We start from the raw sequence: 24,183 nt of genomic DNA on the forward strand, positions 1-24,183 counted from the left end.
TGGCAAGCAAAACAGTTGAGGACCGGCAACTGAGGCGTGCAGTGCAACTCCGAGTGCGAGAATTCACAATCGCCGAGCATCTCGACCTCACGGTAATTCGCCACTCGGAAACCGACTACCGCCCATAGCATCACCAATCCCGAGGAGCGGAGGCAGAGCCAGGAGACGCGCATTCCAAGTAAGACTTACAAGCAAGCCGTCGCCCGCCGAGACAAGAAGTAATGCGTGGAGTTCTTTTGACTATCCACAGGTCAGATGGCTGATGTGAACTTTCCCGAGCTTCACGCAGGCAGTGCTTTATCGCTCTGTTGATCCGTTAGAGGGTATGAGCCTGTGCTCCTTTAGCCATTGGCTGCCGATCTCGGCCAAGAGTCGATTGCGGCCCAAGGGCAGCGGGTTGAGAGAGGTCTTCAGGACCTCAGGGTCTGATGCCAGGGCACCAAGGAGCGATGTGCCGCAATTCGGATCATTGCTCAGCGCGGGAATGGTGGCTTCGAGTTGGAACGAGGAGACCACGGTAGTTGGTATGGAGGCGGGCTCGGGGATGCTGGCGATGAACGGCATTGACAGGTTGAAGTACTGCTCTCGGGTTATGACGAGGCCGCGTATGGGACGGTTGCGAAGGGCGGGGAAGTCAGGATGGCCCTGCTTGACCAGGTCCGCTGAGTTGGTGATCTGCTCGCAGGCTCGTTGGATGTTTCGTTGTATGTCGCCGTGTTGGGGAAAAATGCCCGAGCGGGTGGCAATGTTGGGTGCCGCGGACTTGGCCTCTACCAGAACTAGCAATTCTGGGGTCTCAATGAAGAAGTCGACGCTCTTCTGGCCGCTGTCGAAGTCGACCTCGGGGCGAATATCCGCGTGGGAGATGCACCTGAGCTGTTCTCCCACATAGCGTTCAAACCGAGTCCCGAGAGCATTCGTGAAGGCTTGGAATGCCTTCGGATCCTCGTCAGCGTCCGCGGCATCGCGAGCTACGAAGTACCGGCCCTGCGGCCCCAGGCGTTGCAGCAGTCCCATAGGGCTGGGCGTGACGTATGTCCCGTCGGCCAGTATGGCTATGGGCCATTCGTAGAGTGGATTGAATCTCCACAGATCATCGGGATCAATATTCATTTGCCGTCCTATCTGGGCAAGGTCGTCTACGGGACGTGCGAGCCATTGGTCTACGACCTGCAACGAGCGGTCTGCACCGAATGGCTCGAAGACTGGTCGGACATTCTCAGCCTGCAAGGTTCGCCGTGAGATGCCACCAGGGCTGGAAACCGCAGCCACGTACATGATCAATGAAATCCTCAAGAAATCCTCTAGCGGCACGCCGAGGATCGTCTCCCACCGACCATCCTCGAGCACTGGCTCCCCAAATCTGGGGTCATCGCCGAACAAACACAACGATCGCTTCAACTGCTCCGAAGACGACACTTGGTACGGCATTTGTTGATACGCGATCTGTGACAGAATGCGCTGCCAGCCGTCCTCGCTGCTCTCGCCATCAAGTTCGGGTGGCCAGACGTTGTACAGACCGTTTAGGAGGTCTTCCACGACAGCATCGTCCACCGTTTTGCTGCGGTGGTTGTTGGCGTGCGTCACGCATATCCCGGCCAGCTGGAACAGTATGCCCTCCCTGACCGCTTTCAGCTTGTAGTCTCTTTCGTCTTCTGGAGTGTTCTCCCCATTGGTCTGCTCGGCCGCAACGCGGGCGATACCGCGCAGCAACTCATCCCGAGGGAACTCCCGCACTCGCTGGCGGAGTGCATCCGGCCTGACTTCGTGGTTACGACGGTGATGCATGGGCAGTGCCCCCTAGGACAACCCTTCACGACCTTCACCCAGTCTTGTGGTGGGGTGACTCTAGGTGTCGGCGGCAGGGGCCAGTGCGTATTCTACGATGCCGGACAAAAGGAGCATTGAGCGGATTTCGAACACCGGCCATCTGATGCCAACCGAGAAAACTGTGTCCGAACGCAGCAGCCAGCTGGCTGCCCTGTTTTGCCTATCGCGGGGCAAAAGTGATAACGAAAGTGCTACCACGCCTTCATTTGGTGTCTATACGCACAGGCAATGGAACAACGTTCAGCGGAGGTGGACGGGAATCGAACCCGCCGGACGGGGATCGCCCGTCCCACCCGCTTTGAAGGCGGGGGAGCCCACCAGGTACTCAGACACCTCCCAGGAGAGGTCAGCCTACTGCCGCTTCTCTTGAGAGGCCCAGGCTTGCCTACCCAGCGACTGCCGCGCTCTCCGGCTCGCCTACACCGCTCATCAACAGGCCGACCTGCTCGATGGTGGCGTCTTCCCGGTTCACTCGGCCCATCACTGAGCCCTCGTACATCACCACCAGCCGGTCGGACAGCGCCATCACCTCGTCCAAATCCTCGCTGATCAACAAGATGGCTCGGCCCTGAGATCGCTGGAGAAGCAACTGCTCGTGGATGTACTCAGCTGCGCCAATGTCAATTCCCCGGGTGGGCTGGGCCACCAGCAGCATGTCGGCGTCTCCGCTGAATTCCCGGGCAATCACAACCTTCTGGATGTTTCCCCCTGACAGCTTGCGGGTAAGGGTCTCGGTGCTCGGCGTGCGAATGGAGTAGTCGCCCACCAGCTGCTCGCTACGCGACTCGATGGTGCGAAGGCTCAGCAACCCGCGCCGCGCGTACGGCGGCTGGTCGTAGTCCACCAAGATCAGGTTCTCGGCCACGGTGAAGTCACCGATGCTGCCGTACTTCATGCGCTCCTCAGGAACGTAGGCCAAACCCATCGACCGAACGTGCTTGGGGGTGGGAGCTTTCACCGGTTGGCCGTCAATGGATATTTCGCCTGCCTCCACCTCCCGCAGCCCCACAATGGCCTCGGCCAATTCTCGCTGCCCGTTGCCCGAGACGCCCACGATGCCCACGATCTCACCGGCGCGCACGTCGATGTTCACATCTCGCACCGCCAGTTCGTCGCGGTCACCCCTCACCCGCAGGTTCTTCACCTCCAGTTTGGGGGCACCCGCTTCCTGCTCAGCGAGGGTGCGGGTGAACTCCACTGGGCGTCCCACCATCATCATGGCCAGCGACTCCCGGCTGGACTCCCCGGGAGTAGTGCGCCCCGATACCCGGCCATCCCGCAGCACGGTGACCTCGTCGGAGATCTCCATCACTTCGTTCAGCTTGTGAGAGATGAAAACCAGTCCCCGACCGTCGGCGGTGAGCTGCCGAAGGGTGACGAACAGGTCGGTCACCTCGGGCGGGGTGAGCACGGCAGTGGGCTCGTCTAGCACCAGCAGCTTCACGTTGCGGTACAGCGCCTTGAGGATCTCGGCCCGCTGCCGCTCCCCCACCGCCATCTGCCAGATGTAAGCATCCGGGTCAACATGCAAGCCGTACTCTTCGGACACTTCCCTGATGCGGCGCCGGATGGGCGCCAGGTTGGTCAGTCCGAGGGGCTTGCCCAGCCCCAAGGCCACGTTCTCGGCCACGGTCAAGGTGTCCACCAGCATGAAGTGCTGGTGGATCATGCCGATGCCGGTGCGGATGGCCACCGAGGGAGAATCGATGTTCACCGGAGAGCCGTCGAAGGTGATCGACCCCTCGTCGGGCTCATACAGCCCGTAGAGGATCTTCACCAGCGTGCTCTTGCCGGCCCCGTTCTCCCCCAACAGAGTGTGAACCTGACCCGGCAGCACCGTGAAATCGACGTCTTCGTTGGCGACCACGCCGGGGAAGCGCTTGGTTATACCGCGCATCTCCAGCATCGGCACCGACATCGGCGCTGCCGAGTCAGAATTCATATTCGGCTATTCGGTTGAGCGTTACTGCCCGGTGGAGATTGACCCGTCGGACAGGCCAGCGATGGTCGCCTCAGCTGAGGCAAGCACATCGGCGGGAATGTCCATGGCGTCGTTGAACTGGATATCCAGTCCTCCGCCTTCGAAGGTCATGATGAAGGTCGTGCCGCCCAAAGTGCCGGACTTCACCTGATCGACCACCTCAGACAGGATGACCTCCCAGCGATAGACCTGCGAGGCCACCACGATGTCTTCGCCGAGGGCGGTCTGGTTGGCTTGCGTGCCGAACCACAAAACGCCGTTCTCCTGGGCAACACCGGTGGCGCCCACCACCATCTGGGCCGAACCAGTCAGCACGTCTGCTCCTGCGGAGATATGCGACTGGGCGGCTTCGGCGGCCAGTGCCACGTCGGCGAACGACCCGGTGTAGACGATGTTGACCTCGACATCGGGATTCTGAGCCGTGGCACCAGCCTCGAACCCGTCGACATAGAGTTTGGCGTCGCCCACCTCAATCGGGCCGATCACGCCGATCACGCCGCTCTCAGTGAGCTGAGCGGCCACCGTCCCGTTGACATAGCCGCCGAGATCGGAGCGAACCGAGTAGGAGTTCACGTTGGGAAGGCCGAAGGTATCAACCGCGGTGCCCCAAGCGAACGATACGTCGGGGAAGTCCGGGGCGATCTCCTGGAGCGGGCCGCCGTACTGGGAGCCGTGAGCGATGACCAGGTCGTAGCCGTCCTCGGCATAGCCCCGGATAGCCGCACCAGCATCCTCCACGATGAAGGTGCCGTCGGTGATGGCGAACTCACTGATGTCCCCAGAATCCACCAGGGCATTCACCGCGTCGACCATGCTCTGAGTGAACGCCAGGTCGTTGCTCGCGCTTGGTGCCACCACCGCGACGCGGAACGGCTCAGCAGGCGCGGGCGCAGCCACAGGTGCGATCGCGTATTCGGTGGCACCTCTGGCCTCTGCCAGCCAGCCGTCGACGGTGTCGCGGTTGTCGGCGATCCAGTCGGCGGCGTGGCGGTTCACGTCGTCGGTGGTGTCCTCGCCGCCGTCGTAGAGCACGTTCTGAAGCGCCACGTCGACCACGCTGATCTGCACCAGCTCGAACAGCCTCGCCGCCGAGGGATTCGCAGTGAGGAAGTCGTTGTTGGCCGTCACCTTGATGTCCGCGGAGTTGCGGAACAGCCAGCACGGATCGTTCGTACACACATCGGTGCCCAAAGACGCCGGAGCGGTAACCGCGAAGCCCGGGTTGTCGGTCGAGCCGTCGTGCACCTTGTCGGCCTCATGCGCCAGCCACATCGCGTTCACACCCGGGATCAACTGAGTGACATAGCCGCTGGGCGTCCACGTGTAGGCGATGAACGGCGTGCCCGACTCGGCACGGGACACCGCCTCGGCGATCACCGCGTCGTAGCCGCCGGCCTCCAACTGCTCGGCCCGGTCGCCATAACCGGCCAGCTCCAGGGTCTCGGCCAACGCCACATGGCAGCCCCAGCCCTCGATGCAGCCCAGGATCTGGAGGATCCCGTCACCGGGGTTCGGGTCGGTCGACTCGTAAAGCTCGAACAACGCGTCGTCGTTCATGATCTGATCGAACGTGGTGATCCCATGCTCGTCCACCAAAGACTTGTTGGTCATCAGCCCCTCAAGGCCGCCGGCGAGCATCTCATTGCCCACCACCGACACATGCTGATTCACCAAAGACCCGTCGGGCATCTCCCCGTTGAGGAACGGATCATGGTTCGGGTACCACGAGTTGACCCAGAAATCGAACGCGCCCTCGGCCATCGCCACATACGCGTTCGCCGGCGCCAACTCCAGATCAGCGGGCTCGCTCACCTCGTAGCCCAACTCCTCAAGCAGATGGTGATAGACAGCCGCCTGCATATAGCCCGTCGTCCAGTTCGCCCGAGCCATAGTCACACTCACACCCTCACCAGGCATCATGTCCATATCATCGGCCGCCGGCGCATCATCAGCCGCCGGGGCATCATCAGCAGCCGGGGCATCATCGGCCGCCGGCGCATCATCAGCAGCCGGCGCAGCCCCCGGATCATCATCATCGTCATTGCCACAACCAGCAACCACCAACCCGAAAACCAGAAGAATGGCTAGCAGAACTCGCCAAGGGTTTCGCTCTCTCATAGGTATCCCTCCAATTGCATTTGAGCTTGACTCGCTCACTGGCGCGCCAACCCACACGTGGAGAAATACTCTAAACCAAACCAGGCTTGAACGCTAGAGACTCTGAGAAGAACGGTTCAGATTGAATGGGGGCCCGCCCTTTCGAGCGGGCCCCGAAGAACTTGTAGACGTTGCTTACCTCAATCCGAGAACTCGCAGCGTCAGACCTGAAGGCGATCAGCCCTTGAGGTCATCCTGCGGCTCGTGCTTCGGCGAGCCAGCCGTCGACGGTGTCGCGGTTGTCGGCGATCCAGTCGGCGGCGTGGCGGTTCACGTCGTCGGTGGTGTCCTCGCCGCCGTCGTAGAGCACGTTCTGAAGCGCCACGTCGACCACGCTGATCTGCACCAGCTCGAACAGCCTCGCCGCCGAGGGATTCGCAGTGAGGAAGTCGTTGTTGGCCGTCACCTTGATGTCCGCGGAGTTGCGGAACAGCCAGCACGGATCGTTCGTACACACATCGGTGCCCAAAGACGCCGGAGCGGTAACCGCGAAGCCCGGGTTGTCGGTCGAGCCGTCGTGCACCTTGTCGGCCTCATGCGCCAGCCACATCGCGTTCACACCCGGGATCAACTGAGTGACATAGCCGCTGGGCGTCCACGTGTAGGCGATGAACGGCGTGCCCGACTCGGCACGGGACACCGCCTCGGCGATCACCGCGTCGTAGCCGCCGGCCTCCAACTGCTCGGCCCGGTCGCCATAACCGGCCAGCTCCAGGGTCTCGGCCAACGCCACATGGCAGCCCCAGCCCTCGATGCAGCCCAGGATCTGGAGGATCCCGTCACCGGGGTTCGGGTCGGTCGACTCGTAAAGCTCGAACAACGCGTCGTCGTTCATGATCTGATCGAACGTGGTGATCCCATGCTCGTCCACCAAAGACTTGTTGGTCATCAGCCCCTCAAGGCCGCCGGCGAGCATCTCATTGCCCACCACCGACACATGCTGATTCACCAAAGACCCGTCGGGCATCTCCCCGTTGAGGAACGGATCATGGTTCGGGTACCACGAGTTGACCCAGAAATCGAACGCGCCCTCGGCCATCGCCACATACGCGTTCGCCGGCGCCAACTCCAGATCAGCGGGCTCGCTCACCTCGTAGCCCAACTCCTCAAGCAGATGGTGATAGACAGCCGCCTGCATATAGCCCGTCGTCCAGTTCGCCCGAGCTTGGGTAACGCCGACACCATCACCGGGCATAGACATATCGTCCTCAGCCGCAGGGGCTTCCGGAGCTGCCGGAAGGTCCACAGTCGTGGCGCTGCGGGCTTCGGCGAGCCAGCCGTCGACGGTGTCGCGGTTGTCGGCGATCCAGTCGGCGGCGTGGCGGTTCACGTCGTCGGTGGTGTCCTCGCCGCCGTCGTAGAGCACGTTCTGAAGCGCCACGTCGACCACGCTGATCTGCACCAGCTCGAACAGCCTCGCCGCCGAGGGATTCGCAGTGAGGAAGTCGTTGTTGGCCGTCACCTTGATGTCCGCGGAGTTGCGGAACAGCCAGCACGGATCGTTCGTACACACATCGGTGCCCAAAGACGCCGGAGCGGTAACCGCGAAGCCCGGGTTGTCGGTCGAGCCGTCGTGCACCTTGTCGGCCTCATGCGCCAGCCACATCGCGTTCACACCCGGGATCAACTGAGTGACATAGCCGCTGGGCGTCCACGTGTAGGCGATGAACGGCGTGCCCGACTCGGCACGGGACACCGCCTCGGCGATCACCGCGTCGTAGCCGCCGGCCTCCAACTGTTCGGCCCGGTCGCCATAACCGGCCAGCTCCAGGGTCTCGGCCAACGCCACATGGCAGCCCCAGCCCTCGATGCAGCCCAGGATCTGGAGGATCCCGTCACCGGGGTTCGGGTCGGTCGACTCGTAAAGCTCGAACAACGCGTCGTCGTTCATGATCTGATCGAACGTGGTGATCCCATGCTCGTCCACCAAAGACTTGTTGGTCATCAGCCCCTCAAGGCCGCCGGCGAGCATCTCATTGCCCACCACCGACACATGCTGATTCACCAAAGACCCGTCGGGCATCTCCCCGTTGAGGAACGGATCATGGTTCGGGTACCACGAGTTGACCCAGAAATCGAACGCGCCCTCGGCCATCGCCACATACGCGTTCGCCGGCGCCAACTCCAGATCAGCGGGCTCGCTCACCTCGTAGCCCAACTCCTCAAGCAGATGGTGATAGACAGCCGCCTGCATATAGCCCGTCGTCCAGTTCGCCCGAGCCATAGTCACACTCACACCCTCACCAGGCATCATGTCCATATCATCGGCCGCCGGCGCATCATCAGCCGCCGGGGCATCATCAGCAGCCGGGGCATCATCGGCCGCCGGCGCATCATCAGCAGCCGGCGCAGCCCCCGGATCATCATCATCGTCATTGCCACAAGCTGCGGCCACCAAAGCAAGCACTGCAAACAGCGCGAGCCAAACCCTCCAATGCTTCTTCATCAGCACTTTCCCTCCCCTAGTTGTTTTCTCCCGCCAATGGAGAAATGCGCGAAGTTAGCAATCGGAACGCTAGTTGAGTGATTCCCTTAGGACAAGAGCCGATCTGGTTTATTTGAAATGGTTCCCTAAGGACAAGAGCCGACCTGGTTTATTCGATGTCGGCCGTTGCTCCTTCCGGCACCGCTTCGGGCTCGTCGACGGCGACGTACACCTGAGACCGGTCGAACTCCGAAAGCACACTTCCCGTACTGGCCACGAGAAGGACTCCGGCAATCATGCATAGGAAAGAGCCGGCGCCGGTGTTTACCTGGGCGTCAGCAACCCTGATTGATGAAGCGATCCAAGTGGTCGGAATCACCAAGAGCGCGACGCCAGTGCTGGCGACGATGGCATTCCAGCGCCATCGCCGGCGGTATTCGCTCCCAAACACACCTGATGCCGGCAGCGCAAAGCCGAGACCGAGGGCAGCGAGTCCGAGGGCCAGATAGCCGTACCTGGTACCGCTGCCGGTAAAGCCGTCGGTTATAACCTTGCCGGTCTGCTTGGCCTCATTGGCAATCCTGCTGATGTCTTGGGCCAGCTCGGCCGAACGGGATGGATCGTCACGGGCCTCTTGGCGCAGAGCCTCGATCTTCGCCTCTGCCACCGGATCGGGAATGATGCCTGCCCCGACACGGACGTCGAAGAGCCAGGCCGAGAACCCGCATATCACTACCAAGGCCACTACAACAGCGGCTACGCCGATCTGACCGCGGGAGACTCCGGCCCGCAGGGGTCTGAGCGCGGTGTACGGTGCCCGCCTGAGCCAAATCACCGCGCCGACTACAGCAATCGCAGCACCCACCACCGCTATCCACGGACCGATGCCTCCACTGTAGGAAGCGTTGGCCCTCGCTGCCGGCGCCCAAAGGTAGGCGACGGCCGCGGCCAACATTCCGAAGGCCAACGCCGACATACCGTTGGACCTGAAGAGACGGGGTCCTCGACCCGGCCGTCTCAAGTTGTGCACCACAGTCGCGATGATCAAAAGCGCGAAGCCGAGAACAGCGATGCCGTAGAACGACCCCCCAGACGCGCTGAGGCCATTGAAGTCACGCCCCGCCAGAGAATTCGAGAGCCGGGCAATCTCGTCCTCCAGGTCGGCAACAGTGGCCGCGGCCTCCTCGTCAGCGAGACCTTCCGATCCGGCGGCGGCCAGCACGGCCACCCTCTGGTTCTCCAGTTGTGCGATTTCGACTGCGTGTTCGGCCGGCGGGCTGGCGCTGGCCGGTTGGAGCTCAACTTCACCAGGCGATCCCACCGGGTCAACCTCTACGTACTCCCAGCGTCCCGTGTCCACCAGGCGGGAGTAGCCGGAGATCTTGCCCGTATCGTGCCCCCAAGGCAGGAACACGGCAATGACAGCGATGATCGCCCCAGCAGCTGCGATTGTCAGGCCACGGCGCTCGGCTGCGGACACCGGAGTGGGCTGGCCCCGCGTCTTGGCGACCGCGCCGATCACTGCGGCTTGCGGCAGCAGCGACTCGGGATCCTGGCGATGGGCCCAGGCCCGGCGAACACGCGTGAACAGGTTCTCAGGATCGCTGTCTTCGGACTGCGAAATGCGATCTAGCACCAAGGCCACGATGTACAAGGCCAAGCCGGCAGAGGCACCTCCGGCGACATCGAGATTCTGGACGGCCCGAAATACCAGCAAACCGAGTCCGCCAGCACCCATGATGGCGGCGATTCCCAACATCGAGATCGACAACAGCAGCGTCTGGTTGAGCCCGGTCATCACCGCTGGTCGGGCTAACGGAAGCTGAACGTCGGCCAGCACACGCCACTCTGGCGCTCCGTAGGCTCGACTCGCTTCCACCACATCCTCGGGCACTTGGCGGATACCGAGATTGGTCAGGCGTATCAGAGGCGGCACCGCAAACACCATGGTGACCATCGTGGCCGGCACGAGGCCGAGGCTGAAGAAGAAAATAACCGGCAACATGTAGACGAACGGGTGAACCACCTGCATCGCGTCCAACACAGGGCGAACCGAATTCCACACACCGTCGATGCGCCCGCTGAGAACGCCAATCGGAATGCCGATTATGGCGCAGAGCACGACCGCAACGACGATCATGCCCACGGTAAGTGCGGTTTCCTCCCAGTACTCGCCGCCCAGCAGGCCGCAGAGCGCCAAAAGCCCGGCAACGAATCCGCCGACTTTGACGTTGCGAAGCAGGGTTCCGAAAACGAAGGCGAGGGCGCACACGCCGATCCACGGCATGTCGGTGATCTGCCACCAGGGATAATGGCCGGGGCCATCCACGAAGTTGCGGAACAAGAAATCGAAGGGCCACTCAATGATTCTGAGCAGCCAGTCGAGGTTGAGCTTGATCCAATCGACCATTTGGTCGACCCATTCCCCGAAGGGCACCTCCCACTGATCGAGAACCTTGTTGTCGGCGATGCCGGGAGACTCGGACTGGGCTAGCAGGCTCACAGAAACACCTCCCTCTCGAAACCGTCAATGAGGTTCTCGACGCGGCCCATCTCCTCCATGATGTGACGGGGGTCGAGGTTCCCGACCAGAACTCCTGATTCGTCGCATACTGCGATGGAAAGGCCGCGGCCAGCGGCGGCGTATACCTCGTTGAGCCGGTCGTCTGGCCCGCAGCGATCGAAGTCGGTGCGCAGCGCGGAGGCCAGATCGGTGGTGCCCATGCTCGCGGCCCGGGCCGCGTCTTCAACGGTGAGCAGGTGCGTCGGCGCCCCTGCGGCATTCAGCACGAACGCCCCGATACGGTCGCCCATAGCGTTGAGAGCCTCGGCGATGGTGGCGCTGGCAGCAACGGGTGCAGGCCGTTGCATCACCTCATGCACCTGAATCACGCGGCCCTGGTCAACGTCCTGCACAAACTCAGCCACGTACCCGGTAGCCGGCTCAGTGAGGATCTCTTCGGGCGTGCCTATCTGCACGACGGCGCCGTCCTTCATGATGCACACCCGGTCGCCGATGCGCAGCGCCTCGTTGAGGTCGTGAGTGATAAACAGGATGGTCTTTTGAAGCTCGCTCTGGATTTCCAGTAGCTCGTCCTGCATCTGGCGTCGGATCAGCGGGTCGAGAGCACTGAAGGCCTCGTCCATCAGCAGGATTTCGGGGTCCGACGCCAGCGCTCGGGCCAGGCCCACCCGCTGCTGCATTCCGCCGGAGAGTTCCGACGGCATGTTCTGCGAATAGGTGTCGAGGCCCACCAGTGACAGGGCACGCATAGACGCTTCATTGCGGGCGGCTCTGTCCACGCCCTGAACCTTGAGGCCATAGCTCACGTTGTCGATGACGTTGCGGTGCGGGAAGAGTGCAAAGTGCTGGAAGACCATCCCCATCTGGCTCCTGCGGAAGGCTTGGAGCTCCGAGCCCTCGAGAGTCTGCACGTCGGTGCCTTCGACCGTGACGGTACCCGCAGTGATGTCGTGGAGCTTGTTGACGGTGCGGATGGCCGTGGACTTGCCCGACCCGGACAGGCCCATCACCACGAATATCTCGCCCCTGGGCACCGAGAAGGAAACGTCGTGAAGGCCCACCACGTGCCCGGTCTCAGCCTGTACTTCGTCTTTGCCCATCCCGGAGCTGGCTAGCTCGAATGCCCTTCCACGGGGTTGGGGGCCGAAGATCTTGTAGACGCCGTCCAGGACGATGATGTCATCGCCCATCTGTGTCATAGGACTCCTCCCGCCAGCCGACGCCCATTTACCGTAGTGGGTTGCGCGAGATGGTGCCGCCAATCGGTTCTGACGGCGAATGCGGGCGTTGGCTATCGGTGGCGGCGGAGGCGGCGGGCGTGGGCTTCGAGTTGCTTGCGCTGCTTGCGGGTGAGGCTGTCGAGGCCTTGGCTGGACACCTGGTCGAGCAGGGCATCGATTTCGGGGCTGACCGACTCCCCAGCCTGGGGGACCGCCCGCAGATGGTCTCGACTTCGTCCCCGCCGGTGAGACCGCGAAGAGCGAGCGCTGGTCGAAGACTGGCTCGAGGCCGGGGAAAAGGAGAGCTTGGGAATCCACGTCAGGTTGGTGGCGTAGCCGAAGGCCCGAATGCCGAGCAGGGCCACAGCCACGGTGCAGGCCAGCACGATCAGGGCGAACCAGTTGCGATTGCCGAGAGCTTGGATGGCGTCGAGCCCGACGATGACGACGGCGATTACCCAACCGGGAATGCCGGGCCAGAATCGGGCGTGGGCGTACTGGGCGGCGAACGCCACCAACACTCCCACTTCCACCATGCGCAGGCCGGCCACGAATCCGGTAATGCCGGTCACCGCCTCCACCGCAGTCACAATCACCGCGGGGACAAGGGTCAGGGCAATGAGGAAGAACGCAAACCGCCAGCGCCCCAGCAGAGACTCAATCTGGGATCCCAGCATGTAGAAGATGGCGAACAAGATGATGGTCCAGAAATGGGGTTCGTTGGGGATCGGCCAGGTAACCAGCCGCCAGACGTCTCCCTCCAACACGCTTCCGAGCGAGAAGTCCTCTGAAACCAGCACCAGCTCTCGGAAGAGCGGGCCAAATCGGCCCTCGATTCCCCAGATGATCATGGAGATCACACCGAGGCCGACCACAAATGCGGTGGTGGACACCGGGTATCCCCCGATGCGGAACCAGGGGTCGTCGCTGTAGCCGAAGCGCCGGGACGGATACATGGCTATTGGTGGCGCATGGCGTGGGCCATCTCGGCGTCGAAGTCGAAGGGGGGCAGTTGGCCGGTCTCAATGATGAACGAGGTCAGGGCCTCGGGTGCTTCGAACGGCGGCTCGTAGTCGTCGCACACCGGGAAAGGCCGGCCGTAGCCCACCGTGAGGAAAGCGCCGTCGGGGGCCCAGTTGGTGGGCAACGGCACTGGTTCGGCCCCCTGGCCGATCTCGGCGTCGTCGGCGGTGAGCATCACCGTGAACAAGCCGCTGTCGGTCGGGTCTACCACCGCCCCCACGAAACGGGCCCCGGTGGGGGCTGGGGCAGTGGCCCGGTATTCCCGACCGTGAACCACTGCCACCCAGCGGAGTTCGCCGTCGGCCAGGAACAGCGCCCAGCCTGCAATCCAGTCTCCTTGCTCGCAGATAATGCCCTCAGCGTTCTCGGGCACGCCGTCGGGGAAGGCGGCCACGGCGCGGTAGCCGCCGAACTGGAGCGGGCCGGCCGCTTCATGCACTTTGTCGCCCGGGACCAGCTCATAGCGGGACCGCAGCGACATCCAGGGGGCGTACATGTGGGCTATGCGATTGACCGCGGTGTCGTCGAGGGGCAGCACTCCGTTGCGGTCGGCCTCGGCATCCCATAGCTCGATCATCTCGGCCAGTTTCTCGGGATGGGTGGCGGCCAGGTTGTGCAACTCGGTGGGATCGGCCACGGTGTCGAACAGTTCCCACTCGTCCTCGGCGAAGTCGTGGCTGCCAATGATGGCGTCGCGCTCTGCCGCGGTGAGCTGGTTGACGTGGTTGGTGACCGCTTTCCACCCCTCGTGGTACATGGCCCGGCTGCCCCAGCACTCGTAGTATTGGCTGGTGCGGGCGGCATCGGGATCGTCGGCATCGACGATTGGGCGCATGCTGACTCCGTCGAACGACATCTGCTCCACCCCGCCGAACACCGACGGGGGCTGCACCCCGGCCAAATCCAGAATCGTGGGCATCACGTCGGTCACGTGGGAGTACTGATGGCGCAGCTCACCCCGCGCCGCGAGCCCAGCGGGCCAGGCCAGGATCAGGGGGTCGCGCACACCACCCTCAAAGGTGTACCGCTTCCACCGCCGGAAGGGGGTGTTGCCAGCCAGCGCCCACCCCCAGGGGTAGTGCCCGGAGGAGCGGAACCCGCCGAGGTCGTCGTAGTGGGACAGCTCCAGATCGAGATCGTCGGGCTCGTCGCTGATGTAGTGGCGGATCTGGTTCCAGCTGCCGTTGGGCCCGCCTTCGGCTGAGGTGCCGTTGTCGGAGATCAACGCCACCACGGTGTTGTCGGCCTCGCCGGTGGATTCCAGATAGCGGAGCACCCGGCCGATGTGGTGGTCGGCGTGGCTCAAGAACCCGGCGTACACCTCCATCATGCGGGCGTAGAGCCGTTGGCGGTCGGGGTCTATGCCGTCCCAGGGCTCGACCCACTCGGGTCGCTCCGACAAGGCCACATCGCCCGCGATGACCCCCATTTCCTTCTGGCGGGCCAGCACTTCCTCTCGCCACACGTCCCACCCCTGGTCGAACTTCCCGGCGTAGCGGTCGATCCATTCCGGGGGCGCCTGATGGGGAGCGTGGGGGGTGCCGGTGGCGTACCACATCATGAACGGCCGATCGGGGTCGGCCAATCGCAATCCCCGCAGATAGTCGATGGCCTGATCGGCCAAATCGGCGTCGAGGTGATACCCCTCCTCGGGGGTGGCGGGGGGCTCGATGTAGCTCTGGTCGCGGATGAGCTGGGGGGTCCACTGGTTGGTTTCTCCATTGAGGAACCCGTAGTAGTGATCGAAACCGACTCCGGTGGGCCAGGTGTGATACGGCCCGGCGGCCCGCTGGTCGCGAGGGGTGAGATGCCACTTGCCCACTGCGAAGGTGGCCCAGCCCTCCGCTCCCAGGTATTGGGCCAAGGTCCCGGCCGAGTCGGGAATCTGGCCGTTGTAGCCGGGGAAGTTGATGGGCATGTCGGTGAGCATCCCCACCCCCACCCGGTGGTGATTCCGACCGGTGAGCAGGCAGGCCCGGGTGGGCGAGCACACCGCGGTGGTGTGGAAGTTGGTGAACCGCATCCCCCGGCCAGCCAGGCGATCCAGGTTGGGGGTGTCGATATCGGACCCGTAGCACCCCAGCTGAGCGAAGCCGAGATCGTCCAGCACGACCACCAGCACATTGGGGGCATCGGGATCGTAGGGCCGCGCCACCGGCGGCGATGTCGACTCGGCCAGAGTCAGTCCGACGCGGTGTTCCGTCATGAGACCAGAAGATAGGCGATGGCGACACGGCTATTGGTGGCGCATGGCGTGGGCCAATTCGGCGTCGAAGTCGAAAGGGGGCACCTGCCCGGTCTCGATGACCAACGAGGCCAGGGCCTCGGGTGCCTCAAACGGCGGCTGGTAGTCGTCGCACACCGGGAAGGGGCGGCCATAGCCCACGGTGAGGAAGGCGCTGTCGGGGGCCCAGTTGGTGGGCAGGGGCAACGGTTCGGCGCCCCGACCGATCTCGGCATCATCGGCGGTGAGCGTCACCGTGAACAGGCCACCGTCGGTGGGGGACAATTCCACTCCCAGAAAGCGTGCCCCGGTCGGGATGGCGGCGGCAGCCCGGTATTCCCGGCCGTGTATCACCGCTACCCAGTGGAGCTCGCCATTGGCCAAGAAAAGCGCCCACCCTGAGATCCAGTCTCCCTGCTCGCAGATGATGCCTTCAGCGTTCTTGGGCAAGCCGTCGGGGAAGGCGGCCACGGCGCGGTAGCCGCCGAACTGCAACGGCCCGACGGTCTCATGCACTTTGTCGCCCGGGACCAGCTCATAGCGGGACCTCATCGACATCCAGGGGGCATACATGTGGGCGATGCGGTTGACCTGGGTGTCGTCGAGGGGCAGCACCCCGTTGCGGTCGGCCTCGGCGTCCCACAGCTCGATCATCTCGGCCAGCTTCTCGGGGTGGGTGTCGGCCAGGTTGTTCGACTCGATGGGATCGGCCACGGTGTCGAACAGCGCCCACTGGTCATCGGCGAAGTCGTGGCTGCCGATGATGTTGTCCCGGTCGGCCGCGGTGAACTGGCTGACGTGGTTGGTGACCGCCTTCCACCCCTCGTGGTACATGGCCCGGCTGCCCCAGCACTCGTAGTACTGGCTGGTACGAGCGGCCTCGGGATCATCCGTGTCCACGATTCGGCGCATGCTGACGCCGTCGAACGACATCTGCTCCACTCCGCCGAACACCGAAGGGGGCTGCACCCCGGCCAGGTCCAAAATGGTGGGCATCACGTCGGTCACGTGGCTGTACTGATGGCGCAGCTCGCCCCGCGCCGCGATTCCGGCCAGCCAGGACAAGATCAACGGGTCGCGCACACCGCCCTCGAAGGTGTACCGCTTCCACCGTCGGAAGGGCGTGTTGCCAGCCAGCGCCCATCCCCAGGGGTAGTGCCCTGCGGAGCGGAACCCGCCCAAGTCGTCGTAATGGGCCAGCTCCAACTCCAGATCGTCTGCTTCGTCGCTGATGTAGTGGCGGGGCTGGTTCCAGGTGCCGTTGGGCCCGCCCTCTGGCGAAGAGCCGTTGTCAGAGATAAAGGCGATAACGGTGTTGTCGGCTTCGCCGGTGGATTCCAAGTAGTCGAGCAATCGGCCGATGTGGTGGTCGGCGTGGCTCACGAACCCGGCGTACACCTCCATCATGCGGGCATACAGCCGTTGCCGGTCGGGGTCGATACCATCCCAGGGCTCGACCCATTCGGACCGCTCCGACAACGAGACGCCACCGGCGATGACCCCCATCTCCTTCTGGCGGGCCAGCACTTCTTCTCTCACCACGTCCCAGCCCCGGTCGAACTGCCCGGCGTAGCGGTCGATCCACTCCGGGGGCGCCTGATGGGGGGCGTGGGGGGTGCCGGTGGCGTACCACATCATGAACGGCCGATTGGGGTCGGCCAGCCGCAGGTTGCGCAGGTAGTCGATGGCCTGGTCGGCCAGATCGGCGTCGAGGTGGTACCCCTCCTCGGGGGTGGCCGGAGGTTCGATGTAGGTCTGGTCGCGGACGAGCTGAGGGGTCCACTGGTTGGTCTCCGCGTTGATGAACCCGTAGTAGTGGTCGAAGCCCATACCAGTGGGCCATTTGTCATACGGACCGGCGGCCAGCTGGTCGCGGGGAGTCAGGTGCCACTTCCCCACCATGAAGGTGGCCCAGCCCTCGGCGCCCAGGTACTGGGCCAAGGTCCCGGCCGAGTCGGGGATCCGGCCGGTGTAGCCGGGGAAGTTGATGGGCAAGTCTGGAACCAACCCCATGCCTACCCGGTGGTGATTGCGCCCGGTGAGCAGGCACGCCCGGGTGGGAGAGCAAATCGCAGTGGTGTGGAAGTTGGTGAACCGCAGGCCCCGGGCCGCCAAGCGGTCGAGGTTGGGGGTGTTGATGTCGGAGCCATAGCACCCCAGCTGGGCGAAGCCGAGATCGTCCAGCACGATCACCAGCACATTGGGGGCATCGGGGTCGTAAGGCCGCGGCACCGGCGGTGACGTGGATTCGGCCAGGGTGAGCCCGATGCGGTGTTCCGTCATTGGTGGCGCATGGCGTGGGCCATCTCGGCATCGAAGTCGAACGGGGGCAGAGGGCCGGTCTCGATGACCAGCGAGGCTAGGGCCTCGGGCGCCTCGAACGGCGGCTCATAGTCGTCGCACACCGGGAAGGGCCGGCCGTAGCCCACGTTGAGGAAAGCGCCGTCAGGGGCCCAGTTGGTGGGCAGCGGCACCGGTTGGGAACCTCGGCCGATCTCGGCGTCGTCGGCGGTGAGCGTCACCGTGAACAGGCCGTCGTCGGTCGGGTCTACCACCGCCCCCAGAAAGCGCGCTCCGGTTGGAACGGGCGCGGTTGCTCGGTATTCCACACCGCTAACCACTGCCACCCAGCGGAGCTCGCCGTCGGCCAAGAAAAGCGCCCAGCCTGAGATCCAGTCGCCCTGCTCGCAGATGATGCCCTCAGTGCTCTCGGGCAGGCCATCGGGGAAAGCGGCCACGGCGCGGTAGCCGCCGAACTGCAACGGGCCGGCCGCTTCATGCACTTTGTCGCCCGGCACCAATTCGTAGCGGGGCCGCAGCGACATCCAGGGGGCATACATGTGGGCGATGCGGTTGACCGCGGTGTCGTCGAGGGGCAGCACGCCGTTGCGGTCGGCCTCGGCGTCCCACAGCTCGATCATCTCGGCCAGCTTCTCGGGGTGGGTGTCGGCCAGGTTGTAAGACTCGATGGGATCGGCCACGGTGTCGAACAGCGCCCACTCGTCTTCAGCGAAATCGAGGCTGCCGACGATGGAGTCTCGGTCGGCGGAGGTGAGCTGGTTGACGTGGTTGGTGACCGCTTTCCACCCCTCGTGATACATGGCCCGGCTGCCCCAGCACTCGTAGTACTGGCTGGTGCGGGCGGCGTCGGGATCATCGTCCAGCACGATCGGGCGCATGCTGACGCCGTCGAACGACATCTGCGCCACCCCGCCGAATTCGGCCGGAGGCTGCACGCCGGCCAGATCCAAAATCGTGGGCATCACGTCGGTCACGTGGGAGTACTGATGACGCAACTCGCCTCGCGCCGCGATCCCGGCTGGCCAAGTCAAGATCAAGGGGTCGCGCACGCCGCCTTCGAAGGTGTATTTCTTCCACCGCCGGAAAGGGGTGTTGCCGGCCAGCGCCCACCCCCACGGGTAGTGCCCACAGGAGCGGAACCCACCGAGGTCGTCGTAGTGGGACATCTCCAGCTCTAGGTTGTCTTCTTCGTCGCTGATCACGTGGCGGAGCTGGTTCCAGGTGCCGTGGGGTCCCCCTTCGGCTGAGCCGCCATTGTCGGAGATCAACGCCACCACGGTGTTGTGGGCCTCGCCAGTCGACTCCAAGTAGTGGAGCAATCGGCCGATGTGGTGGTCGAAGTGGCTCAAGAACCCGGCGTACACCTCCATCATGCGGGCATACAGCCGCTGGCGTTCGGGATCCACGTCAGCCCAGGCCTCGACCCATTCGGGCCGCTCTGACAAATCCACATCGGGTGCGATGACCCCCATCTTCTTCTGGCGGGCCAGCACTTCTTCTCTCCACACATCCCAGCCCCGGTCGAACCGCCCGGCGTAGCCATCGATCCACTCCGGCGGCGCGTGGTGGGGGGCGTGGGGGGTGCCGGTGGCGTACCACATCAAGAACGGGCGATCGGGGTCGGCCAATCGCAACTCCCGCACGTAGTCGATGGCCTGATCGGCCAGATCGGCATCAACGTGGTATCCGTCCTCAGGACCGGCCGGGGGCTCGATATAGGTCTGGTCCCGGATGAGCTGGGGCGTCCACTGATTGGTCTGCCCGTTGAGGAAGCCGTAGTAGTGGTCGAAGCCCACCCCGGTGGGCCAGGTGTGATACGGCCCGGCCGCTCGCTGGTCGCGGGGAGTGAGATGCCACTTCCCCACCGCGTAGGTGGCCCAGCCCTCGGCACCCAGGTATTGGGCCAACGTCCCGGCCGAATCGGGGATCCGGCCGTTGTAGCCGGGGAAGTTGATGGGCAGGTCGGTAAGCATCCCCACTCCCACCCGGTGGTGATTGCGCCCGGTGAGCAGGCACGCTCGAGTGGGAGAGCAAATCGCGGTGGTGTGGAAGTTGGTGAACCGCAGACCCCGAGCCGCCAACCGGTCGAGGTTGGGAGTGTCGATGTCGGACCCGTAGCACCCCAGCTGGGCGAAGCCGAGGTCGTCCAGCACGACCACCAGCACATTGGGGGCATCGGAATCGTAAGGTCGGGCCACCGGCGGCGATGTGCATTCCGCCAGGGTGAGCCCGATGCGGTGCTCCGTCATGGGGTCAGAAGATAGGCGTTGGCTAAGACGGGATGAGCGCAAACCCCTCATAGTCGGCGGCGGCCACTTGCTCGCACTTCTCGGCATAGTCGGGGAAGCCGGGCAGGGGCATGAACACCCGGGTCTTGCCGGGGATGTTGGCTCCCAAGTACCAAGAGTTGCAGGTGGGGTAGAGCGTGTAGCTGGCCACCAGGTTCACGTGGTCCACCCAGGCCTCGGTGGCCTCCTCGGTGGCTTCGATGTGGCGGTGGCCGTTGGCCCGCATGTAATCGATGCAGTCGCCGATCCAGTCCACATGCTGCTCGATGCACACAATCATGTTGGCCAACACCGAGGGGCTGCCCGGGCCGGTGATGGTGAACATGTTGGGGAAGTCGGGCACCCCCAAGCCCAGGTAGGTGCGGGGCCCGGCGTACCACTGCTCGGCCAAAGGAAGCCCGCCCCGGCCTTGGATGTTGATACGGAGCAGCGAGCCGGTCATGGCGTCGTAGCCGGTGGCGAACACGATCACGTCGAGGTCGTAGCGGGTGCCGTCGGTGAGCCGCACGCCGTCGGGGGTGATCTCGTCGATGACGTTCTCGCTGATGTCCACCAGGGTGACGTTGTCGCGGTTGAATGTCTTGAAGTAATCGGTGTCGAGCACCAGCCGCTTGCAGCCGATGTAGGTGGTGGGGATGAGCCGATCGGCCACCTCGGGGTCTTTGACCGTCTCGCGGATCTTCTGCTTGACGAAGTCGGCCGCCACGTGGTTGGCCTCCGGAGTGCGGGCGATGTCGGAGTAGGCGCCGAGAAAGGCGAAGCCGCCGATCTCCCAGCGGGCTTCGAACTCCTTGAACGCCTCCTCAACCTCGACATCGAGCACCGAGCCCTCGTTCCAGTCGAAACGGGCGCCGAGCGCGCCCTGCTGGGTCTTGTTCTGCTCCCGGAGCCGGTGGTAGTCGGCCTTGACCTCTGCTTGCTCCGCCGGGTCGAGGGGATGATTGCGCGCCGGGATGGCGTACTGGGGGGTGCGCTGGAACACGGTGAGGTGCTCCGCGGTCTCAGCGATCACCGGAATGGCCTGGATGCCCGACGAACCGGTGCCGATGATCCCGACCCGCTTGCCGGCGAAGTCGATGCCCTCTTTGGGGTAGCGGCCGGTGTGGCACACCTCGCCCCGGAATGTGTCTACCCCGGCGATGTCGGGAACATTTGACGACGAAAGACAGCCCACCGCGGTGATGAGGTACTGAGCGGTGACGTGATCGGTGTCATCGTCGTTGGGAGCGTGGTTGTGGTCGATGTGGTTGACGGCGGGCGCGCTGCTGACGTGCCATTGGCCGGTGTCGTCGTCGAACGCGGCCTTGGTGACCATGGTGTTGAACTGGATGTCCGGGTACAGGTCGTACCGCTCGGCCACGTGCTGGGCATAGCGGAGAATCTCAGGCTGGCCGGGGTAGCGCTCGGTCCATTCCCACTCCTGCTCCAGTTCAGGGTCGAAGCTGTAGCAGTACTCCAGGCTCTCCACGTCGCAGCGGGCGCCGGGATAGCGGTTCCAGTACCAAGTGCCGCCTACGTCATCGCCACGCTCGTACACCCGGGCCGTCAGCCCAAGCTGGCGGAGCTTGTAGAGCATGTACATGCCCGCGAATCCGGCGCCGATTACCACGGCGTCGTAGTGGACAGGGCTTTGTTCGTTGGTGCTCATGGTGATTTCAGTTGTGGGTTTGGGCTGGGACTCAGGGTTGGGGCTCAGGCTGCGGGACGGAGCTTGTAGCGAACCGGCAGCTGCTTCGCCCCGACAATGAGGTTGGACTCGGTGCGGACGATGGGCCCGGCAGGCTCGATCTCGATCACCCGCTCAGCCAATTGCTTGATGAGGGCCTGGGTGCTGGCTCGAGCCAGATGCGCTCCCAGGCAATAGTGCTCGGCCCAGCCGAACCCCAGGTGACGGTTGGGGTGGCGGCCGATGTCGAAGTCGTGGGGACGGTCGAACACCGTCTCATCCCGATTCCCCGAGGCGTAGAAGAACACCACGAAGTCGCCCTCTTTCACCGGCTGACCGGCCACGGTGGCATCGGCCATGGCAGTGCGCTTCATGTAGTTCACCGGGGTGGACCACCGCACCACCTCTTCCACGGCGTCTTTGGCCATCTCCGGGTTCTCCCGCAGCCGCTGAAGCTGGTCGGGATTGGCCAAGAACGCTTCCAGCGCGCCCGACAGACCATTGCGGGTGGTGTCGTGGCCGGCGGTGAACACAATGAGGTAGTAGCCGAAGGTCTCGATCTCGGGCAGGGCCTCGCCGGTGGGCAGATGGGCATTGGCCAGCATGGTGGCCAGATCCTCTTGGGGGTGGGCCCGACGATCTTTGATGATGCGGTCGAACATGGCGTAAAACTCCATGCCCACTTCTGCGCTGGCCTGGTAACGGGATTCGGCCTCACGCCGGTAGTCGGGATCATCGCCCGACAGAAGCTGCTGGGTCAGCACCAACAGACGCTCCTCGTCTTCGCGGTCGATGCCGAGAATGGTGGCCAGCACCCGCAGCGGGTGGCGCTGGGCGATGATGTCCACAAAGTCGCACTCGCCCTCGTCGCCCAAACTGTCGAGCAGAGCCTTGGCGCTGTCGTTCACGATCTGGTCGAGATGGCTGATGCCCCGAGGGGTGAAGAAGCCGCTGGCCACCTTGCGGTAAAGCCGATGGTCGGGCGGGTCCATGCTGATGATTGTCCGCATGTCGCCGATGATGCTGCCGTGCTCCTCCAAATCGGCGACCTGCTGATCGGTGCGGATCGTGATGCTGTCGGCCTCGTTGCTGAACAACTCCGGTTGCATCGAGACTTCAATGATGTCGGCGTGGCGGGTGACGGCCCAGAAGTTCTGGTAGCCGTCGGGTTCGCACCAGTGCACCGGGGAGTTCTGGCGCATCCAGGCCAATAGCTCGTGAGGCTGGCCGTTCTCGCCGTAGCGCTTGGGGGAGATGAGATCTAGGGGGTCGACGTCCACGTATTAGACGTTAGATCGTGGGGGATGCTTGATCCACAGCGCAGCGAGAATGCCGTTACCAGTGACCGGTGTGCGGCGGGTATATCGCTACCAACCTCCGGCGTGGTGGCGGGTTACTGGCTGAGGATTCCGCTGCTTTGGATGATGTCTTCGGTGGTTTCGAAACCGCCGCCGAGGGCGTCGAAATCGACGGAGCCGATGGACAGGGCGGTGAGCGGGGGCAGGACGGGGTTGGGCTCGACGCCTCCGGCCAGCGGGTATTCGTAGGTGTTGCGGGTGAAGTACTGCTGCACCGATGGGGAAAGCAGGTAGGCAATCAGATCCTGGGCTGCTTCCCGGTCGGACACATTGGTGGTCATGGTGGCGGCGGTGATGATGAGCAGCGAGCCGATGTCCTCGTCGGAGAGGTCGTAGTTGGCTGCCAAATACTCCTGGCCGGCCGCTTCGGCATCAGCCGCCAATCGGTAGTTGTAGTAGTGGTTCACCAGGCCCACGTCGATCTCGCCTCGGGCGGCGGCCTCCACGATGGCCACGTTGTTGGGGTAGTAGCGGGCGTCGTTGTCCACCATGTCGCTCAGCCACTGGGTGGCCACATCGTTGCCGTACTGGTCGCGGAACACCGTGAACCAGTCCACAAACGATCCGTTGGTGGCTGGTATGGCCACTCGACCCCTCCAGTCAGGATCGGTGAGGTCGAATACCGAGGTCGGCAGCTGGGAGGGGGGCACGATTTCGACGTTGTGAACCAGCACCCGCTTGCGCCCGGAGAATCCGATCCAGGTGCCGTTGGCTCCACGATGGTCTTCGCGCACCAGTTCCAGCACGCTGCTGTCCATTGAGGTGAGCAGACCCTTTGATTCCAGGAATCCCACTGGGCCTGGCGACCGGGAAATGAACACATCAGCGTCGGTTCGGTCGCCCTCCGTGTCGATCAGAAGGGCCAAGTCGGTGGACGAGCCCCAGCGAACCCGGACTGATGTGCCGCTTTCACAGGCGAAGGCATCCAGCACCGGCTTGATCAAGTTCTCACTGCGGCCGGAATACACGGTGACCGACGAGCCATCTTCATCGGCGCACTTGCCGTCGTAGACGGTGGCGGCAACGCCTTCGAGCTTGGTACCGCCGTCGCCACCGCAAGCGGCAGCTAGGAGGGCCATTGCAAGCAGAACGCAAGTCAGCACAATACGGGATTTCTTGTTCATGGGCGCAGAACTCTAAAGTGACTGCGCCAGTTCGTCAAGTTAGCCTAACAATTGACGTATAG

The 24,183-nt window shown here is 63.7% G+C and carries 14 protein-coding genes and 1 tRNA gene; all 15 read right to left on the minus strand.

Features of this window, described 5'->3' with window-relative positions:
• Positions 1–297: 297 nt before the first annotated feature.
• Positions 298–1,788, minus strand: a complete 1,491-nt coding sequence (locus ACOQPI_RS02205; protein WP_420618087.1) for a hypothetical protein — start codon at positions 1,786–1,788, stop codon at positions 298–300.
• 285 nt (positions 1,789–2,073) lie between these two features.
• Positions 2,074–2,167: transfer RNA gene (locus ACOQPI_RS02210), tRNA-Sec, on the minus strand.
• 48 nt (positions 2,168–2,215) lie between these two features.
• Positions 2,216–3,772 (minus strand): ABC transporter ATP-binding protein, encoded by a 1,557-nt coding sequence (locus ACOQPI_RS02215; RefSeq protein WP_420618088.1) that lies wholly within the window; start codon positions 3,770–3,772, stop codon positions 2,216–2,218.
• A gap of 21 nt (positions 3,773–3,793) precedes the next feature.
• Complete coding sequence (locus tag ACOQPI_RS02220) at positions 3,794–5,701, minus strand: BMP family ABC transporter substrate-binding protein (protein ID WP_420620972.1); 1,908 nt, start codon at positions 5,699–5,701, stop codon at positions 3,794–3,796.
• Positions 5,702–5,727: 26 nt separating this feature from the next.
• A complete protein-coding gene (locus ACOQPI_RS02225; protein WP_420618089.1) occupies positions 5,728–5,853 on the minus strand; it encodes a hypothetical protein in 126 nt (41 codons plus the stop codon).
• A 305-nt stretch (positions 5,854–6,158) separates the two neighbouring features.
• The gene (locus tag ACOQPI_RS02230) at positions 6,159–8,414 is read right to left on the minus strand and encodes a glycine betaine ABC transporter substrate-binding protein (RefSeq protein WP_420618090.1); all 2,256 of its coding nucleotides are present in this window, start codon (positions 8,412–8,414) and stop codon (positions 6,159–6,161) included.
• A 148-nt stretch (positions 8,415–8,562) separates the two neighbouring features.
• On the minus strand, positions 8,563–10,896 hold the full coding sequence (locus ACOQPI_RS02235) for an ABC transporter permease (RefSeq protein ID WP_420618091.1): 2,334 nt from the start codon (positions 10,894–10,896) through the stop codon (positions 8,563–8,565).
• The gene (locus ACOQPI_RS02240) at positions 10,893–12,116 is read right to left on the minus strand and encodes a quaternary amine ABC transporter ATP-binding protein (RefSeq protein WP_420618092.1); all 1,224 of its coding nucleotides are present in this window, start codon (positions 12,114–12,116) and stop codon (positions 10,893–10,895) included. Before ACOQPI_RS02240 ends, ACOQPI_RS02235 begins: the two co-directional genes overlap by 4 nt.
• 92 nt (positions 12,117–12,208) lie before the next feature.
• Positions 12,209–13,093: a DUF6576 domain-containing protein gene (locus ACOQPI_RS02245; protein ID WP_420618093.1), complete on the minus strand. Its 885-nt coding sequence runs from the start codon at positions 13,091–13,093 to the stop codon at positions 12,209–12,211.
• Positions 13,094–13,095: 2 nt separating this feature from the next.
• Complete coding sequence (locus tag ACOQPI_RS02250) at positions 13,096–15,366, minus strand: arylsulfatase (protein WP_420618094.1); 2,271 nt, start codon at positions 15,364–15,366, stop codon at positions 13,096–13,098.
• Between the two features lie 30 nt (positions 15,367–15,396).
• A complete protein-coding gene (locus ACOQPI_RS02255) occupies positions 15,397–17,667 on the minus strand; it encodes an arylsulfatase (protein WP_420618095.1) in 2,271 nt (756 codons plus the stop codon).
• Positions 17,664–19,934, minus strand: coding sequence for an arylsulfatase (locus tag ACOQPI_RS02260; protein ID WP_420618096.1), 2,271 nt, complete (start codon positions 19,932–19,934; stop codon positions 17,664–17,666). The genes ACOQPI_RS02255 and ACOQPI_RS02260 overlap by 4 nt, the downstream gene beginning before the upstream one ends.
• 22 nt (positions 19,935–19,956) lie before the next feature.
• Positions 19,957–21,621 carry a flavin-containing monooxygenase gene (locus ACOQPI_RS02265; RefSeq protein WP_420618097.1) on the minus strand — a complete coding sequence of 555 codons (1,665 nt, stop codon included), beginning with the start codon at positions 21,619–21,621 and terminating at the stop codon, positions 19,957–19,959.
• A 44-nt stretch (positions 21,622–21,665) separates the two neighbouring features.
• Positions 21,666–22,919: a cytochrome P450 gene (locus tag ACOQPI_RS02270; protein WP_420618098.1), complete on the minus strand. Its 1,254-nt coding sequence runs from the start codon at positions 22,917–22,919 to the stop codon at positions 21,666–21,668.
• 113 nt (positions 22,920–23,032) lie between these two features.
• Positions 23,033–24,076, minus strand: a complete 1,044-nt coding sequence (locus ACOQPI_RS02275; protein WP_420618099.1) for an extracellular solute-binding protein — start codon at positions 24,074–24,076, stop codon at positions 23,033–23,035.
• Positions 24,077–24,183 lie beyond the last annotated feature (107 nt).

Origin of the sequence: Candidatus Poriferisocius sp. (assembly GCF_965219815.1) — a bacterium.
Taxonomy (GTDB): Bacteria; Actinomycetota; Acidimicrobiia; order Acidimicrobiales; family Bin134; genus Poriferisocius.

Coding starts and splice junctions, on each gene's coding strand:
- ACOQPI_RS02255 (WP_420618095.1), bottom strand. CDS start 17,667: ATGACGGAACACCGCATCGGGCTCACCCTGGCCGAATCCACGTCACCG.
- ACOQPI_RS02275 (WP_420618099.1), bottom strand. CDS start 24,076: ATGGCCCTCCTAGCTGCCGCTTGCGGTGGCGACGGCGGTACCAAGCTC.
- ACOQPI_RS02245 (WP_420618093.1), bottom strand. CDS start 13,093: ATGTATCCGTCCCGGCGCTTCGGCTACAGCGACGACCCCTGGTTCCGC.
- ACOQPI_RS02260 (WP_420618096.1), bottom strand. CDS start 19,934: ATGACGGAGCACCGCATCGGGCTCACCCTGGCGGAATGCACATCGCCG.
- ACOQPI_RS02215 (WP_420618088.1), bottom strand. CDS start 3,772: ATGAATTCTGACTCGGCAGCGCCGATGTCGGTGCCGATGCTGGAGATG.
- ACOQPI_RS02205 (WP_420618087.1), bottom strand. CDS start 1,788: ATGCATCACCGTCGTAACCACGAAGTCAGGCCGGATGCACTCCGCCAG.
- ACOQPI_RS02265 (WP_420618097.1), bottom strand. CDS start 21,621: ATGAGCACCAACGAACAAAGCCCTGTCCACTACGACGCCGTGGTAATC.
- ACOQPI_RS02220 (WP_420620972.1), bottom strand. CDS start 5,701: ATGGCTCGGGCGAACTGGACGACGGGCTATATGCAGGCGGCTGTCTAT.
- ACOQPI_RS02250 (WP_420618094.1), bottom strand. CDS start 15,366: ATGACGGAACACCGCGTCGGACTGACTCTGGCCGAGTCGACATCGCCG.
- ACOQPI_RS02225 (WP_420618089.1), bottom strand. CDS start 5,853: ATGACGATGATGATGATCCGGGGGCTGCGCCGGCTGCTGATGATGCGC.
- ACOQPI_RS02240 (WP_420618092.1), bottom strand. CDS start 12,116: ATGACACAGATGGGCGATGACATCATCGTCCTGGACGGCGTCTACAAG.
- ACOQPI_RS02230 (WP_420618090.1), bottom strand. CDS start 8,414: ATGAAGAAGCATTGGAGGGTTTGGCTCGCGCTGTTTGCAGTGCTTGCT.